This window comes from Aliiroseovarius lamellibrachiae (genome assembly GCF_018599245.1).
Lineage (GTDB): Bacteria > Pseudomonadota > Alphaproteobacteria > Rhodobacterales > Rhodobacteraceae > Aliiroseovarius > Aliiroseovarius lamellibrachiae.
This window is the reverse complement of sequence record NZ_JAHEVJ010000001.1, coordinates 273,418-289,972: the sequence shown is the minus strand read 5'-3', so window position 1 is coordinate 289,972 and position 16,555 is coordinate 273,418. Positions and strand designations below refer to the sequence as shown.

The 16,555-nt window shown below is 57.9% G+C and carries 12 protein-coding genes; 1 reads left to right on the top strand and 11 read right to left on the bottom strand.

Going from position 1 to position 16,555, the window contains the following annotated elements:
* Positions 1-18 precede the first annotated feature (18 nt).
* The 8 genes from glmM to KKW20_RS01405 all read right to left on the bottom strand — a co-directional run bounded on the left by glmM (position 19) and on the right by KKW20_RS01405 (position 10,578).
* Entirely contained in the window at positions 19-1,365 is a 1,347-nt protein-coding gene (gene glmM / locus KKW20_RS01440; protein WP_214565449.1) for a phosphoglucosamine mutase, read from the bottom strand.
* Complete coding sequence (gene folP / locus KKW20_RS01435) at positions 1,362-2,381, bottom strand: dihydropteroate synthase (RefSeq protein WP_343207540.1); 1,020 nt, start codon at positions 2,379-2,381, stop codon at positions 1,362-1,364. Before folP ends, glmM begins: the two co-directional genes overlap by 4 nt.
* Entirely contained in the window at positions 2,378-3,253 is an 876-nt protein-coding gene (locus tag KKW20_RS01430) for a dihydroneopterin aldolase (RefSeq protein WP_214565446.1), read from the bottom strand. The genes folP and KKW20_RS01430 overlap by 4 nt, the downstream gene beginning before the upstream one ends.
* A 107-nt stretch (positions 3,254-3,360) precedes the next feature.
* Complete coding sequence (locus KKW20_RS01425; RefSeq protein ID WP_214565444.1) at positions 3,361-4,044, bottom strand: cell wall hydrolase; 684 nt, start codon at positions 4,042-4,044, stop codon at positions 3,361-3,363.
* Positions 4,045-4,209: 165 nt separating this feature from the next.
* On the bottom strand, positions 4,210-6,759 hold the full coding sequence (locus KKW20_RS01420) for a putative PEP-binding protein (protein WP_214565442.1): 2,550 nt from the start codon (positions 6,757-6,759) through the stop codon (positions 4,210-4,212).
* 167 nt (positions 6,760-6,926) lie between these two features.
* The gene (gene glyS, locus KKW20_RS01415; protein WP_214565441.1) at positions 6,927-9,152 is read right to left on the bottom strand and encodes a glycine--tRNA ligase subunit beta; all 2,226 of its coding nucleotides are present in this window, start codon (positions 9,150-9,152) and stop codon (positions 6,927-6,929) included.
* 17 nt (positions 9,153-9,169) lie between these two features.
* Entirely contained in the window at positions 9,170-9,637 is a 468-nt protein-coding gene (locus KKW20_RS01410) for a DUF6446 family protein (protein WP_214565440.1), read from the bottom strand.
* Positions 9,634-10,578 (bottom strand): glycine--tRNA ligase subunit alpha, encoded by a 945-nt coding sequence (locus tag KKW20_RS01405; protein WP_214565438.1) that lies wholly within the window; start codon positions 10,576-10,578, stop codon positions 9,634-9,636. The genes KKW20_RS01410 and KKW20_RS01405 overlap by 4 nt, the downstream gene beginning before the upstream one ends.
* 228 nt (positions 10,579-10,806) lie before the next feature.
* On the opposite strand from KKW20_RS01405, the gene KKW20_RS01400 reads away from it, so the two are divergent.
* Positions 10,807-12,618: a trypsin-like peptidase domain-containing protein gene (locus KKW20_RS01400; RefSeq protein WP_214565436.1), complete on the top strand. Its 1,812-nt coding sequence runs from the start codon at positions 10,807-10,809 to the stop codon at positions 12,616-12,618.
* An 81-nt stretch (positions 12,619-12,699) separates the two neighbouring features.
* On the opposite strand, the gene KKW20_RS01395 is transcribed toward KKW20_RS01400, so the two are convergent.
* The 3 genes from KKW20_RS01395 to KKW20_RS01385 all read right to left on the bottom strand — a co-directional run bounded on the left by KKW20_RS01395 (position 12,700) and on the right by KKW20_RS01385 (position 16,399).
* Positions 12,700-14,298: a 5-guanidino-2-oxopentanoate decarboxylase gene (locus KKW20_RS01395; RefSeq protein WP_214565434.1), complete on the bottom strand. Its 1,599-nt coding sequence runs from the start codon at positions 14,296-14,298 to the stop codon at positions 12,700-12,702.
* A 164-nt stretch (positions 14,299-14,462) separates the two neighbouring features.
* Positions 14,463-15,911, bottom strand: coding sequence for a TrkH family potassium uptake protein (locus KKW20_RS01390; protein ID WP_214565432.1), 1,449 nt, complete (start codon positions 15,909-15,911; stop codon positions 14,463-14,465).
* A 248-nt stretch (positions 15,912-16,159) separates the two neighbouring features.
* A complete protein-coding gene (locus KKW20_RS01385) occupies positions 16,160-16,399 on the bottom strand; it encodes a YjiS-like domain-containing protein (RefSeq protein ID WP_214565431.1) in 240 nt (79 codons plus the stop codon).
* Positions 16,400-16,555 lie beyond the last annotated feature (156 nt).

Here is a 16,555-nt window from a genome sequence, read left to right as displayed (position 1 = left end):
TTGGCCTAATGGCGAGGGCTAACGTGTTGCGTCCTGTATCTCGGCAACGATTCCATCCACGACCTGCAACAACAGCGCCGAATCCTCGCATTCCGCCATCACCCGGATTAACGGTTCGGTTCCAGATTTGCGAATAAGCAAACGCCCCTTGCCGCTTAATACGTGCTCGGCATCGGCAATCGCTGCCTTTACACTGTCCACATTCAGCGGTGCCTGCCCCGCGCCGTAACGCACATTTTTCAAAAGTTGCGGAACAGTTTCAAAGACTTGGCACAGCTCAGACGCCCGTTTACCACTTTCCACCATACACGCCAGAAATTGCAGACCCGCCAAAAGTCCGTCCCCGGTCGTGGCAAAATCTGACATCACAATATGGCCCGATTGCTCGCCACCCAGATTAAAGCCGCCGGCACGCATTGCTTCGACCACATGGCGATCGCCGACTTTGGTGCGCAACAGTTCAAGCCCCTGACGCTGCATGTGACGCTCTAACCCGAGGTTGGACATGACGGTGGCAACCAAAGTGCCCCCTTTCAAACGGTCCTGCGCCGCCCAATGGCTCGCAAACAAACCCATGATCTGATCGCCGTCCGCCACGCGACCCGTTTCATCAATGATCATGATCCGGTCCGCGTCCCCATCCAGACAAATGCCCAGATCGGCGCCGGTTTCAACCACGGTTTTGGCCGCCAGCGCAGTATCGGTTGACCCACACCCTTTGTTGATATTGGTGCCATCCGGGGTCACGCCGATGGGCACAATTTCGGCCCCCAGCTCCCACAATGTGTCGGGGGCCACGCGGTATCCTGCGCCATTTGCGCAATCAATCACCACCTTGATACCATTCAGTCTTTTCTGATCCGGGAAGGTGGTTTTCAGATATTCGGTATAGCGCTGTCGCGCTTCTTCAATACGTTTGGCCCGGCCAATGTTTTGCGGTTGCACCGGATCGACGCCAACCTGCACCAACCGCTCAATTTCAGCCTCATCTTCATCCGACAGCTTAAAGCCGTCGGGGCCAAAAAATTTGATGCCGTTATCGTGAAACGGGTTGTGCGAGGCCGAAATCATGATGCCCAGATCCGCGCGCATCGAATGGGTCATCCGCCCCACAGCTGGTGTTGGTACCGGCCCGAGAAGCAGCACATTCATCCCTGTTGATGTCAGCCCCGCCGTCAGCGCATTTTCGATCATATAGCCCGACAGGCGCGTGTCTTTGCCGATCACCACCCGGTGGCCGTTGGATCCGTCACGGCGGAAATGTCGCCCTGCGGCGGCCCCAAGTTTCAACGCCATCTCAGCGGTCATGGGCCAGCAATTGGCCAGCCCGCGCACACCGTCGGTTCCAAATAGTTTTTGCGTCACATCGTATCCTTTGTCGTCAATGCCATCTGCAATCGCAGAGCTTGCGCGGTCTCGGCCACGTCATGCACGCGTAAAATATGCGCGCCTTGTGCCACACCGTTTAATGCCACCGCCACAGATCCCGCAACGCGATCCTTGGCGACCTCAGCCCCACCCAAAGTGCCAATGAACCGTTTGCGAGACACCCCCAGCAACATTGGCAACCCTAGGTCGTGTAACAGTGCAAGCGACCGTAGCAAAGTCACATTGTGCTGCAGAGTTTTACCAAACCCAATGCCCGGATCCGCGATGATATTTTCTGCGCGGATCCCCGCCTTCATGGCTGTTTCAAGTCGCTCTTGAAGGTGATCCACGACATCAAAAATCACATTCTCATAGCGCGGATCATGCTGCATCGTCTCAGGTTGCCCCTGAGCGTGCATCAAACAGACTGGCACGGCCCGCTCTGCCACCAGTTGCGCCAGTTCGGGATCATACACAAAGGCCGAGACGTCATTGACGATATCCGCCCCAGCGTCCAAAGCAGCCTCGGCCACGGCGGACTTGCGCGTATCAATAGAAATGGGCGTGGTGATACCCGCCTCGCGCAGGGCGCGAATAACCGGGGCCGTGCGACGGATTTCCTCGGCGATCCCAACCGTTTCTGCGCCCGGACGGGTACTTTCGCCGCCAATATCCAGGATGTCCGCGTCTTGCATATCACGCGCGCGAGCCACCGCCGCCGCAACGGTTGCAAGATCGCCCCCATCCGAAAAGCTGTCCGGCGTGACGTTTAAAATCCCCATAATTCGAGGGCGATCAAGTGTCAGCCCGGCGATCGGCGCACGGGGGGCAGACAAGCGCGCCACAACGCGCTCGTCACATTCCCCCACCGATAGGACGTCTTCGCGCCCGGCCCGATCACGGCACATCACCTGATCAAACCAAACATGCCCGCACCCGGCCAGATCAGGCCCGGCAAAAGGCGCACCCTGACGGGGAAGAGCGTGGTGATAGAGGCGCGCAGGAGTGCTCACAACGGATCCTCCAACCCATTGGCGGTATCGATAAAGCGTGTGCCCGACGCGCCCAACTCGCGCACAAGCCAGCCCGTCATTGCCCGATCGGTCAGCGCCTCTGGCCCCTCGACGGCATCCATCACCATTTTGGTTGGTGCCCAGATCGACAATTGCGCGTTTTTCATGCCCCAATCCAACTCGGTTCTTGTGGCCACCACCTTAAGGCGTGCATCGCGGGCGGACAAAAGACAGGCGTTTTGTTCCATCGCCAATAGATCTATCCAGCGTTGGCTGCGGGGCTCACCGGTCTGCGGGGCGGGCACCTCCCCTGCGCCAACCATCAACACCACGGCGCGAGGATCTGCGGCGCAGCGGTCCAAAAATCCCCCCAACCAAGGGGACGCAATCGCGGCATTGCCCAAATGCACAATCAGTGGTGCCGGAATTTCGGCAGCGTCCAAGGTTTGCGCTGCGGTCCGGTCGCGCATAATCTCCACACCCAGCTTGCCCGGCCCCCGGTCCAATTTCTCGATACGGATGAACACCCGCAACGGCTGTGGTTCGCGCAAGATCCGGTCGGCAATCCGTTCTGCCAGTGTTTCCAACAGATTCAGGCGCTCCGCGGCCAGTTCGGTCGCGATTGCTTCGGTGATGGTATCGTAGGACAAGATGTCATCGACATCATCGGTTTCAGCACCGGCACTTGGCGCCACTTCGACCACCACGCTAAAACTGACCCTCTGGGTGACATCCCGTTCTGCCTGAAACGCGCCGATTTCAACGGCAACCACATGATCGCGCACCGAAATTCGGTCCGCCGGGCGGCTTTTCCCCATCGCATCGACACGCGCGATCAGGGGTTCAAATGCTGTGCTGTTGTTTGACGTCATACTGGCCTCGGGGTTCCACAGTTTTTCTGCGCCGATGTTGCCCAGAAATCACGGGGAAAGACCAGTGCGAACCGACCCAAACAGGTGCAAAACCGGACAGAGTATGATCAGTTTGACGACACGCGGACGGGCATACGGTAAAAGCGGTGAACGCCAATTTTTGCTGTATTTTCGAACCGCTTAGCCCACTTTGGACGTACAGCCGTGGTATGGTAGTGGGTCGCCCCATTGGTCAATGGGCGCGGCGCACCGTCGATCATGGCTTGGGCCACTTTTCCCACGCGTTCAAACGCGGCAGGTTCGTTGACGACCTCGGCGCGCCCGTCGCAGGTATAGGTAAACTGGCATTGGAACTTCTTGCCTGTGCCCTGATTGACCACACCGCAGACCGAATTGGGAAACCGCGCATGGTCAACCCTGTTCATAATCACTTCTGCGACAGCAAACTGACCTTTCAGGCTTTCGCCACGGGCCTCAAAATACAGCGCCTCGGTCAGGCATTGCCATTCCTTGCCGCCTTTGGGTTTGGGCTGCATGGCCAGCCAGTTCTCGTCATAGCTCAGGGCCTCGTTGCTGCGAGATTTTGCGGATGGAAGGCTGGCCAAACGCTGGATCTGACCATCTGACATCGCCGAGACCCCGGCTTTTTCAGTGTGAAAAAGCTTGGTGAACAACGCCACGATCGGGTCCTGTGCCCCATCTGCATCTGCCACAGCAGCCACAGGTGCAACACTAAGCGTTCCCGCAAAAATCATCGCCCCTAAAAGGCGCTTCAACATTGTGTTCAGCATTTTGCCCACTCCCAGGACCGCAGAATACGGCACAGTTGACGCGGCGGTTTAAGACAAATTAACGCTTTCGTCTAGTGTGGCCTTTGAACGCAGAGCTAAAGCGGGCTTGAAACACAACGGCTTACGCGCCGAAGTGACCCTGGCGCCGCAACATCTGGTGGTGAATTATACCCCGCCCGCTAGGCGTGCCGTCACCGCCAATTGGGCTGCGGCCAATCGCGCAACCGGTACCCGGAACGGCGAACAAGACACATATGTAAATCCAGCGTCTCTGCAAAACTTAATTGATTCGGGGTTTCCGCCATGCTCCCCGCAGATCGAAAGGGTCAAATCCGGGTCTTCCGCCCGACCACGCGCGGCACCAATTTCCAACAGCTCCCCCACCCCTTCGGTGTCAAGCACATGGAATGGATCCTCTTCATAAACCCCCTGATTGACGTATTCCCCCATGAACCGCCCCGCATCATCACGCGACAGACCATAAGTCATTTGGGTCAAATCATTGGTGCCAAAGGACATGAAATGCACATGCTGGGCAATTTCACCGGACCGAAGGGCGGCACGCGGCGTTTCGACCATGACCCCCAGACGATAGGTGAACTCTTCGCCCCGTTCGATTTTCACCGCAGCGGCCACCGCATCAATACGCGCCTTCACGATTTCGACCTCGCGTTTGGCAGACACAAGCGGGATCATGATTTCTGGAACAATTGGATCGCCGGTTTTTGACGCATCCAAAGTGGCCTCAAAAATCGCACGGGCCTGCATGTCGTAAATTTCTGGCACGGTGACGCCCAACCGCACCCCGCGCATGCCCAGCATCGGGTTAAATTCGCGCAGGCCATCGACCCGGCGGGTCACGTCAGACAGCGGCAAATCCAGCGCTTCAGCCAGCTCGCGCATGCCTTCGCGACCATGGGGTAGGAACTCGTGCAATGGCGGGTCAAACAGACGAATGCACACAGGAAGGCCCTGCATAATCCCAAATAATTCTGTAAAATCATCACGTTGCATCGGCAACAACCGATCAAGGGCGGCCCGTCTATCCACGGGCTTGTCCGCAAAGATCATTTCGCGCATGGCCAGCAGGCGGTCATCGTCAAAGAACATATGCTCGGTCCGACACAGGCCGATGCCTTCGGCGGCAAACATGCGGGCGTTGCGGGCATCCGGGGGGGTGTCGGCATTGGCGCGCACGCCGATATCACGAAATTCATCCGCCCACTCCATCAAGGTGCGAAAGCTTTCGCCCAACTCCGGCGGCAGCATCTCTGCCTTCCCCATCAGGGCTTGCCCTTCGGCGCCGTCGATTGTGATCACGTCCCCTTCGCGCAACACGCGCCCGTCCGTTGCCGTCAGTTTTTGCTTTTTCTTCTCAAGCGACAGACCACTCGCACCAACCACGCAAGGCAGGCCAAGCCCCCGCGCAATCACCGCTGCATGGCTGGTGATGCCGCCGCGAATGGTCAGGATGCCCTTGGCCGCATGCATCCCGCGAATGTCTTCCGGGCTGGTTTCACGGCGCACCATAATACAGTCTTCGCCTTGCGCCGCCATCGCTTGGGCGGCGCGCGCGGAAAAGACGATCTTGCCGGTCGCAGCACCGGGACTTGCGCCAATACCGGAAACAAACACGTCGCGCGGGCTTTCGGGATCAATTTGGCTGTGCAAAAGCTCGCTCAGCGCGCGTGGTGGGATGCGCAAAACGGCCTCTTCGCGCGAGATTACTTGATCCTTGGCCAACGTCACCGCAATGCGCACATTGGCCCGTTCGCTGCGGGCCACACGCACCGCGTCGAGGATGAAAAGTTGTTCATTATCAATGGTGAACTCCACTTCCATCTCTTCACGAAGACGGGTTCGGCACAGATCACCACAGTCCAGAAGCGCCTGAAACATGTCCGGCAGCACCTCTTCGATCGAGCGGCCGCGTTTGTCTTTGGTCAAAAACATCACATCGCGCGCGTCCGCTTCGGTCAGCGCATCGCGCCCTTGGCTTTTGCACAGATACCGTCCGCGAATCTCGCGGTGCCCGGTTTGACCGTTCACAAATTGGATCACGCCAGAACCACAGATATCACGCCCGACGCCAATCGCCATTTTCTGCACAACCAGCCCCAGCCCCGCATCCGCCGGCGCACCTTTCGCCTCGCGCAGAAGCCGCGCGGTGGTGCCCTGCCAGGCGCGCGACATGGACCGTAACACCTCCGTCAGTTGCTCCTTTGGGTCCTGCGGAAAATAGCTTTCGGTCTCTTCCTCATAGTGATCAAGAGCGGCCTGAAGCGTGTCTGCGCAGGGGGTGGAAATACCTTCGAATTCATCGGGGTCCAAACGACCAACATGCACCGCATAAGCCTGAATAAACCGCAAATACAACGCGTTGGCCGCAAGTTCGCCATGGCTTTCGATCAATTTCGCGTGGACCACATCGTTCATGCCGATGTTTAGAATGGCACCGGGCCCGCCCCAATCGGGGTCTTCGGATGACGGCCGAACTGAGATCAGAGGATCTTCGCCAAACAGCGCCAGCATGGCCTCCAGATCCGGCATATCGCCGGCCGACACCCCGCGCACAGTATCAAATGACAGCGCCATGGTTTTGGGCACGGGCATGTCGAGGCGGATCAGCCGTTGCAGGCATTTTGCACGCCCGCCATGCTCATCCGTTTGGATCGGAGCGGTCGGGGTGATTTCTGTAAATCCAAGGTCGATCATTTTTCTGCACCGCAGCACTGTTGTTTTTTGCAGCATAACAAGGGCGGCGCATCACACAAGGGTTGCATGGCGTGAAATCGGAGTTAGGGGCGCTGCCCCTCGACCTGCGGTCTCACCCCGAGGTATTTGAAGCAAGAAAAAGAGGGCGGCGTTGCGGCCGCGCCTCTTTAGCCTTCGACCTTGTTCAGATCTGCAACCGAGAGGCAGATTTGCCGGATACGCGACAGAAGGTTCAGACGGTTGCGACGAATAATTTCATTGTCGGAGTTGATCTGGACGGCTTCAAAGAAGGCATCAATCGGCGCGCGCAGGCTGGCCATTGCGGTCATCGCGGTGGCGAAATCTTCTGTTTCCATCGCGGGCTTGATCGCCGTTTCCGCCGTATCAAGCGCCGCAAACAATGCCTTTTCGCTGTCGTCTTCGGCAAATTTCACGTCGGCGCCATAGGAGTATTCAACCCCGTCTTTTTCCTCGGCCTGCGCCAAGATGTTGTTGGCACGTTTGAAGCCTTGCAGAAGGTTTTCACCATCGTCGGTTTTCAGGAACGCGGCCAGAGCGGTGGCGCGATTGACGAGCAGTGTGAGGTCGTCGTTCTTCGGCATGGCGAGGCAAGCGTCGATCACATCGTGGCGGATACCTTGGTCTTTCAGGTAGACTTTTAGGCGGTCGTGGAAGAAAGACAAAAGATCGTCGGACGCATCAGGCAGGCTGGTTTTCACGGCCTCAAGCTGCTTGGACAAATCCCCATCAAAGTGGTCCAAAAGGGTGCGGATCGCTGCGCCGAACACGCCGTGGTCCGCGATCTCACGATCAAGATCTTTCATCAGCGCAACACGAAGGGCCGCATCATCTGTGAGAGAAATTTCATGGCGCAGAAGTTGCGCATCAAAGAGCTTATCCAGCTCTACTCGCAGCCCATTTTCCAGCACCAACCGGATCACGCCCAAGGCCGCACGGCGCAGAGCGAAGGGGTCTTTTGACCCAGTGGGTTTCTCGTCAATCGCCCAAAACCCAGTGAGGGTATCAAGCTTATCGGCCAGCGCCACGGCCACAGACACGGGCGCGGACGGCACGTCGTCTGATGGGCCAAGCGGCGAGTAATGCTCAAGTGCTGCGTTGGCCACATCCAGCGAATGCCCCGCGGGACCAGCGTAGTATTTCCCCATAAGCCCTTGAAGTTCCGGGAATTCATAGACCATTTCTGACGACAGGTCCGCTTTGGCCCAGCGCGCTGCGGCCCCGGCCACGGCGGCGTCCGCGCCAACCGCGGGGGCCACTGCGGCGGCCAATGCGGCGATGCGTTCAATGCGTGCGCCTTGGGTGCCGAGCTTGTTGTGGAAGGTCACATTTTCAAGGCTACTCAGCCACGGCGCGGCACCCGCTTCGGCCACGCGCAGATCGTTTTCCCAGAAGAATTTCGCATCGGCCAAACGCGCAAACAGCACCTTTTGGTTGCCCGCCAGAATGGTTGCGCCATTGTCGGCGGTTTCCCGGTTGGCGACGGTGACAAATTTTTCAATCCGGTCGGTTTTCGGGTTGCGCACAGAAAAGAATTTTTGGTGTTCGCGCATAGAGGTTTGCAACACCTCTGGCGGCAATGCGATGAAGTCATCCGCGATGTCGCCCATCAGCACGACGGGCCATTCGACCAGACCGGCGACCTCTTTCAACAGGCCCATGTCTTCGACAATCTCAAGCCCTTGGGCGAAGGCGGCGTTTTTGGCGTCTTCCCAGATATGGTCGGCGCGGTCTTGTGGGTTCAGGACAACCTTGTTTGCCTTCAGCTTCGTCTCGTAATCTTCAAAAGACGTGACCGAAAAGCGGCCTGATCCCATGAAGCGGTGGCCTTCGGTGCTGTTCCCTGACGCGATGCCGTCGACATCCAATGGCACAACCTCATGCCCGGCCTCATCCGACAGAATGCAAAGGATGGAATGCAGCGGGCGCACCCATTTCAGCGATCCCGTGCCCCAGCGCATGGATTTTGGCCATGGGAAGTTGCGAATGGTGTTTTCCAGCACCTCGGCGATGATGTCCGCCGCTGGACGGCCCTTTTTCTCGATCAGCGCGAAATAGACCGGACCTTTGGGGGTTTCGCGTTCCTCAAGCTGATCGCGGGTCAGACCTGCGCCGCGCAGAAACCCTTCGATTGCTTTATCAGGCGCGCCCACTTTGGGGCCTTTGCGTTCTTCGCGCGTGTCTGGCGACTGGGCCAACAGCCCGTCAATCGCCAGTGTCAAACGGCGCGGGGTTGAGAGCGCATGGGCACCGGCATAGGTCAGGCCCGCCTCAACCAACCCATCGGTCACAAGCTTTTTCAAATCCTCGCTGGCGCGGGTTTGCATCCGGGCGGGGATTTCTTCGGAAAAGAGTTCAATCAGCAGATCAGGCATGGGATGGTCTCGCCGTTCTATTCGTCATATTTTTCGTTCAACTGATGCCAGGCGAAGCCCCGGCCATCAGGAAAGACGGCGACCACGCGGTCGATGCCATCTTGGATGTTTTTCTCGCCCAGAAAGGCAATTGCGCCGCCTTCGGTCAGGGCATGGCCAATTTCTGACGCGTCAAAGCAGTCGAACCAGCCGGGGGCAACGCGGGGTTCGGCGCCTTCGACCACCTCATAGGTTTCCGTCAACATCGCAAGCGACATTGTGGTGGTGAAACAGCCCCGAAAGCGCAGCGGGGACGAATTGGCGTCGATGCCCTGAAAGCTGTCAAACAGCACCACTTCAGGTTCGCCGGTGACCATGTTGGTCAGGCGGATTTGGGTGTCGGAAGAGGCCTCGTCATAAAAGGCGTAGATTTGCAGCCAATAGACCAGACCGCCGGCAATCAATCCTGCTAACACGATGATAGATCCCAGTAATTTCCCACTCACGCCACGTCCCCTTCGGAGGTCCAGCCGCCCGCACGGGTTTGCACAAAGGCATCGGCGCATAGCTTGGCCAGCGCGCGTACACGGCCAATGTAAGCCTGACGTTCGGTGACCGAAATCACCCCGCGCGCATCAAGCAAGTTAAAGAGGTGCGAGGCTTTGATGCATTGGTCATAGGCTGGGTGAGCCATGACAATGCGCTTGCCGGTTTTCGGGTCGACATGCGCCTGATCAAGGATGGTTTTACACTCTTCCTCGGCCTCTTCAAAATGGCGCAACAGCACATCGGTGTTGGCCACGTCAAAGTTCCAGCGCGCGTATTCTTCCTCGGTCTGTTTAAAGACGTCACCATAGGTCAGTGGGATCAGCGCGTCAGGCGCATTATAGGGCATGTCCATCACATGATCGACGCCAAGGATATACATCGCGAGGCGTTCAAGCCCGTAAGTCAGCTCGCCGGACACAGGTTTGCAATCATAGCCGCCGACCTGTTGGAAATAGGTGAATTGGCTGACTTCCATGCCGTCGCACCACACTTCCCACCCCAGACCCCAAGCGCCCAAAGTGGGACTTTCCCAGTCATCCTCAACAAAGCGAATGTCGTGCAGATCCATGTCGATCCCGATCGCGCGCAGGGATCCAAGATAAAGATCTTGCAGGTTGGGTGGGCTGGGTTTGATCAGCACTTGGTACTGGTAATAATGCTGCAAACGGTTCGGGTTTTCACCGTACCGCCCATCGGTCGGACGACGCGAAGGTTGCACATAGGCCGCGGCCCAAGGATTTGACCCAAGCGAGCGCAAAGTTGTGGCCGGGTGAAACGTGCCCGCACCCACTTCCATGTCGTAAGGCTGAAGCACCGCACAGCCCATTTGCGCCCAGTAATTCTGCAGCCTCAGGATAATCTCCTGAAAGCTTTGCGGTTTAATGTCTTGCTGGCCCATGATCCACGCCTGTCTCGTCAATTCAACTTGGCCTTCTCAATAGGCATTGGCTCTCAAAGGGTCAATCGCTGCATGGGGATTTGCCGAATTGGGGTCACAATCTTTCACCAAGGCGCAGATCGTGATCCCAAAGCACCATCAGAGAGTTGACCAGACCGGGGCATGTTGTGTTACTTGCCTTCAACCGAATTCAAAACACCCATAAGAGCCCTGAGGCCACGAGGATCTATGAAAAAGCTATTTGCTTCTGCCATGCTTGCAGGCGCCACCACATTGTCGAGTGTCACCCTGGTTCCGCAAATGGGCCACGCCCAAGCGGCGCAAACTGAAAACCTTATTTGGATACAAATCGAAGCCCACCCCACTTTGCGCGCCGCAGAGGATCGCGTGCGCGCCTATGCAGGCCAGATCGACGGTGTCAGCGGATTTCGTGTTGGCGGCAACTGGTATGCGGTTGTGCTGGGACCATTCACGCAACAGGCGGCGGATATTCAGTTGCGCCAATTGCGCGCGCAGGGCGCGATCCCGCGCGACAGCTTTCTGGTGCGCTCGCGTCAGCTGCGCCAACAGTTTTGGCCAATTGGGGCAAACGCCCTGACCCAAGCCCCGATCGAGACGCCAATCGCGCCCGGTCCCGCACCCGTGGAAACCGCAGCCCCTGTGGCGGATCCAGCGGCTGATCTTGGGACAGAACTGCCCATGACACTGCCGGATGAAACCAAACGCGAAGCACAAGCCAGCGAACGCCTGTTGACCCGCGAAGAGCGTATGGATTTGCAGCGCGCGCTGAAATTTGCGGGCTTTTACACATCGTCCATCGACGGCGCCTATGGCAAAGGCACCCGCCGCTCAATGGCGGCCTGGCAAGAGGCGCGCGGATATGATGTCACCGGCATCCTGACCACCAAACAACGCGCCGCCGTGACGCTTGAACGTCAATCTGTGCTGGATAGCATCGGCATGGCACAATATGACGACCCCCGCGCGGGGATCTCTATCGCTTTGCCAAAAGCCGTGGTGGAATTTGACCGTTATGAGGCCCCTTTTGCGCATTTCAAAACCAAAGACGGCTCTGGCGCGAAAGTGGTTTTGATCAGCCAGTCAGGCAACCAAGACACGCTGTTTGGCCTTTATGACATTCTGCAAACCCTTGAAATTGTACCAGAGAATGGCCCGCGCACACGCAAAGACAAGGAATTCACCCTTGAAGGTGAAGACGCCAATATCGTCTCGCACACCTATGCGCGCCTGGTGGATGGCACGGTCAAAGGCTTTACGCTTGTCTGGCCCAAAGGCGACGACAAACGCCGTCAGATGGTGCTTGGCGAAATGCAGAAAAGCTTCGCCTCATTGGGCGGCGAAGCACTTGCGGACAACGCCGGGCTGGATGCGGCGGTGCAGGACATCGACCTGATTTCGGGCCTTGAAATTCGCCGCCCCGACCTGTCGCGTTCTGGCTTTTTTGTGGACGAAAAAGGCACGATCCTGACCACCGCAGCGGCTGTGAAAAGCTGCAGCTCAATCACCGTGAACGACGAATATACCGCATCCGTCACCGCGCGCGACGACACACTAGGGCTTGCGCTTTTGCAAACCGAAACACCGCTGGCCCCAATGGCGGTCGCCTCGTTCCTGACCACAGACCCCCGCTTAAACAGCGACATCGCCGTGTCTGGCTTTTCCTACGAAGGGCGCCTCGGCAGCCCCAGCATGACCTTTGGCACCCTTGCCGATTTGGCAGGGTTGCAAGGGCAACGTGACATGAGCCGCCTTATGGTGAATGCCATGGCCGGTGACGCAGGTGGCCCCGTGTTGGACGCTGGCGGCGCGGTCGTCGGCATGTTGATGGCCCGCGACACCGACAGCGGCCGAAGCTTGCCCGCGGACGTCAGCTTTGCGCGCAAATCTGGCTCGGTCGCGGAATTTCTTGCCGCCAACGGCGTGACACCAACCGCGACGGACGCCATGGCGTCTATGGATCCGGTGGACATTTCTGCCATGGCCGCGGATCTGACAGTCTTGGTGAGCTGCTGGAACTGATCTCGTTTTATGCAGGTTAAATCAGAAAACCCCGCGCCGATCCGCGCGGGGTTTTCTATGTCTGGTCTCCACGAACAACACTCAGCCGTTGACCACTTCTGGCGTGACGTGAATCAGCGTTGGCCCGTCCGCGTCAAACGCCGCCAACACCGCCTTACGCAACGCCTCTAAGTTCGTGGGCTTTTCTGCATTGGCACCATAAGCCTTTGCCAACGCGCAGAAATCCGGGTTGCGCGCGACCACCGCGTTCGGGGCAATCTGGCTTTCCACCATACAGTCTTCAATCTCTTTCAGCTTGCCGTTGTCCCACAAAAGGATCGGAAGCGAGAGGCCAAGTTCCACCGCGACCCCCAGCTCTTGCAAGGTGAACTGAAACCCGTAATCCCCCGTGATCGCCATCACCGGCAGCTCGGGACGGCCAATTTTGCCCCCAATCGACGCCGGCAGCGCATAACCAAGCGTGCCAAACCCCGACGGATGGTGCCAGTGGCCCGGGCGTTCCAGCGGCCAAACCTCACCGGCCACATAAGCAAACTGGGTCATATCGGTGAAGAACATCGTATCATCCGGCATCACGGGGCCAAGCTTTTCGCAGATCGACAGAATGTGCGGGCGGGCCTGATCCGCCTCCATATGAAACCGCGCGCGGGCGGTGGAAATCTCGGTCTGTTGCCACTGGGTCGAGGGGCGCACCTGGCCATCCACCATGGCCAACAACTCCTCAAGGAACGGCGCAGCATCCCCCAAAATAGGCAGCTCAGCCCGGTTTTCATCCGCAAGGGAATGCGGATCAATATCAACACGGATCATCGGGGATCTATGCCCCAAATGATCGCGCCAAAGGTCCACTTCGGACAGTTCAGTGCCCACCGCAATCACCAGATCGGCCTTGGCAATCTCGCGCACACTGTCAGGGCGCGACAAAATAGGGCCGTACGCCAGCGGCGCCATGTCAGAGATAATACCGTGCCCGGCGATGGTGCAAATACTGGCGGCCCCGGTCAGTTCAACCAGCTTGCGCGCAGCCGCCGCGCCCGCCACGGCCCCGCCGCCAAAGACAAACAGCGGACGTTCGGCGCCCAGCAACCATTCGGCTGCGGCGGCCACCTCCTCTGGTCGTGCCAAAGGACGTGCTGGCGTCATGCCGGCATCTGGCGCCGCTGCGACCCGTTTACCCAACACATCAATCGGCACCTGTATATGTTTAGGTCGGGGGCGCCGGGTGGCAAATTCGGTCATGGCCTTGTCGACGAGGCGATAAGCCGTGGCGCCATCCATCGCGGTGTGCGACCAGTCGGAAACGGCCCCCGCGGCCCCTTCTTGATCTTTCATTTCATGCAAACGTCCGCGCCCAATGCCCAGATCGGCCCGGTTCAAACAAGACGAGATTGCCAGCACCGGGACGCTATCGGAATAGGCTTGCCCCAGCGCGGTCATCGCATTGCACAGCCCCGGACCAGTGATCAGAAAACACACGCCGGGCTGGCCGGTGGCACGCGCAAACCCGTCGGCCATAAAGCCTGCCCCTTGTTCGTGGCGCACAAGAATATGGCGAATCCCGGCCTCTTCAATACCGCGATAGAGTTCTACATTATGCACACCGGGGATGCCGAAAACCACGTCGACACCTCGTGATTTCAACATATGTGAGATTTGTGCGCCCAAGGGTTTATCTGCCATACTCTCTTCCCTAACGCGTTTCGAATTAGACCTGTGACAGGGATTATTCGAAACGCTTCCCAACATTTCAGTGTTTCGCGTGCTTCGCGTGCTTCGCCGAAACCAGTGATTCAGGTTTTTGGCGAAACGCTTTCGTTCATAATTTGTGGCCCCAAAGGGCCGCCTTATCCGCGCCAGAACACTGGCGTGAACAGGACAAACACCGCCAACAGCTCCAGCCGGCCAATCAACATTGTAACCGCCAAAATCCATTTCGCTGTATCATTCAGCCCCGAAAAATTGCCCGAGGGGCCGATGTCTTCGCCAAGGCCCGGACCAATATTGGCCACCGCTGTCGCCGCCCCTGAGACGGATGTGATAAAATCAAGCCCCGTCAACCCGAGCAACACCGACACCACGCCCAATGTCACCACGAAGAACACGAAAAAGCTCATGACCGAAGACAGCACATCGTCATCCACGCGTTTGCCATTAAAGCGCGGCGTGAAAACCCCATGCGGCGAATGGATCGCGCGGATTTGCGCCAGGATAGAGGAGAACAGCAATTGATAGCGAAAGATTTTCACCGAACAGGCTGTTGACCCAGCGCAGCCACCAATCAAGCCGATAAAGAAAAACGCAACCGCGGGGAAAGTCCCCCAAAGTTGGTAATCGACCGAGGCAAACCCCGTGCCGCTGATGATCGATGTGACATTGAACAGCCCTTCGCGGAACCCATGTTCGATATGGTCGCCGTTGGCCACCAAACGATAGATCGTCATCGCAAGCGTGATGAGCAAGATTGTCGCCAAATAGGCACGGATTTGCCGGTCAACCAAAATCGGGCGCGCTGTGCCTGCCACCACTTGAATATAACGCACAAAAGGCATGCTCGCGAGGATCATGAACACCGAGGCCACATATTCCGGCACCCCTTGAAAGGCCCCAAATGACGCATCCCGCGTGGAAAATCCGCCCGTCGAAATCGTGGTCATCGCATGCACCACCGCATCAAAGGGTTGCAGCCCCACCGCGAGGTAGCTCAGCACACAAAGGACGGTCAAGAACAGGTAGATCCAGCTGATCCTACCCGCAATTTCCGCAGCGCGAGGTAAAACTTTACCCATTGTATCAAAGGCTTCCGAGCGGAAAATCTGCATCCCACCCACGCGCAGTTCGGGCAAGAAAACCATTGCCACAACAATGATGCCGATGCCGCCAAACCATTGCAGCATCCCACGCCAGAACAATATTCCCCGCGGCATATCATCCAGACCGGAAAGCACCGTGGCCCCTGTGGTGGTCAGCCCGGACATTGCCTCGAAAAACGCATCCACCGGGCGGGCGTCCAGTTCTGACAATGAAAAGGGCAACGCGCCAAACAACGGCAGCGCCAGCCAGACCCCCGTGGTCAACAAAAAGGTCTGTTGGATCGACAATCCACGCCCGACCCCATTGGCCGTGGCAAGCGCCATCGACCCGCCCACAAGCGTGGTCAGCACGGCACTTTCCAAAAAGACAAGCCAATCCGCGCTTCCGTATAACAAATCGATCCCCATCGGGATCAGCATTGAAACACCAAGCGCCATCACCAAAAGACCGGTGACATAGGCAACGGGGCGAAGGTCAAACATAGGCGCAGGGTTGGCGTTCCGGGTGCCGAGTGTCAACCCGTATCCGCCGCGCCTGCAAAGACAAATTCCCACCTATGCCTTCAACACCACCCCAAGGTCGGCAGCACCACGGCATTCGGCGGTGTTCTTCACGCGTGACCACAGCAACGCCCGCCATGAAACGCAAAAGCCCACAGCGATCTGTGGGCTTTTGGTCTGGGTTCTTCTCATCTTTGGAACGGCCCGAACCGGGTCGCTGATAAGAGATGTTAGATGTAATACATCTGCCGCATTGCATATTGCGGGATCTCATCGCGGGTCAGGCCCAAATCTGCCAGTTCCGCATCACTTTTCGCTTCCAAGAGGCGGATGGTGGTTGCAAAACGCCCATTGTTTGCTTGATCTTCAAGCGCTTGCCAGAACGCGCCGACCCATTGTGTCAACCGCGCACGCAGCCCAAAACTGGCCTGACGGGAGGGCATTGGAATGTTTGTTGCTTGCGTAGCCATTGGAAACCTCGTCGCATATCTGTGGGGGCTGTCCCCGGTTGCGACCTAGATAGGGGGCCGCCTCGACGGCGACCAGATCTGATGCCGCAACCCCGCCATGCACAAGGCGCAACCGCGCTGATCTGATAGGTTGATGGTTTTCTTTGTCTTTTCAGA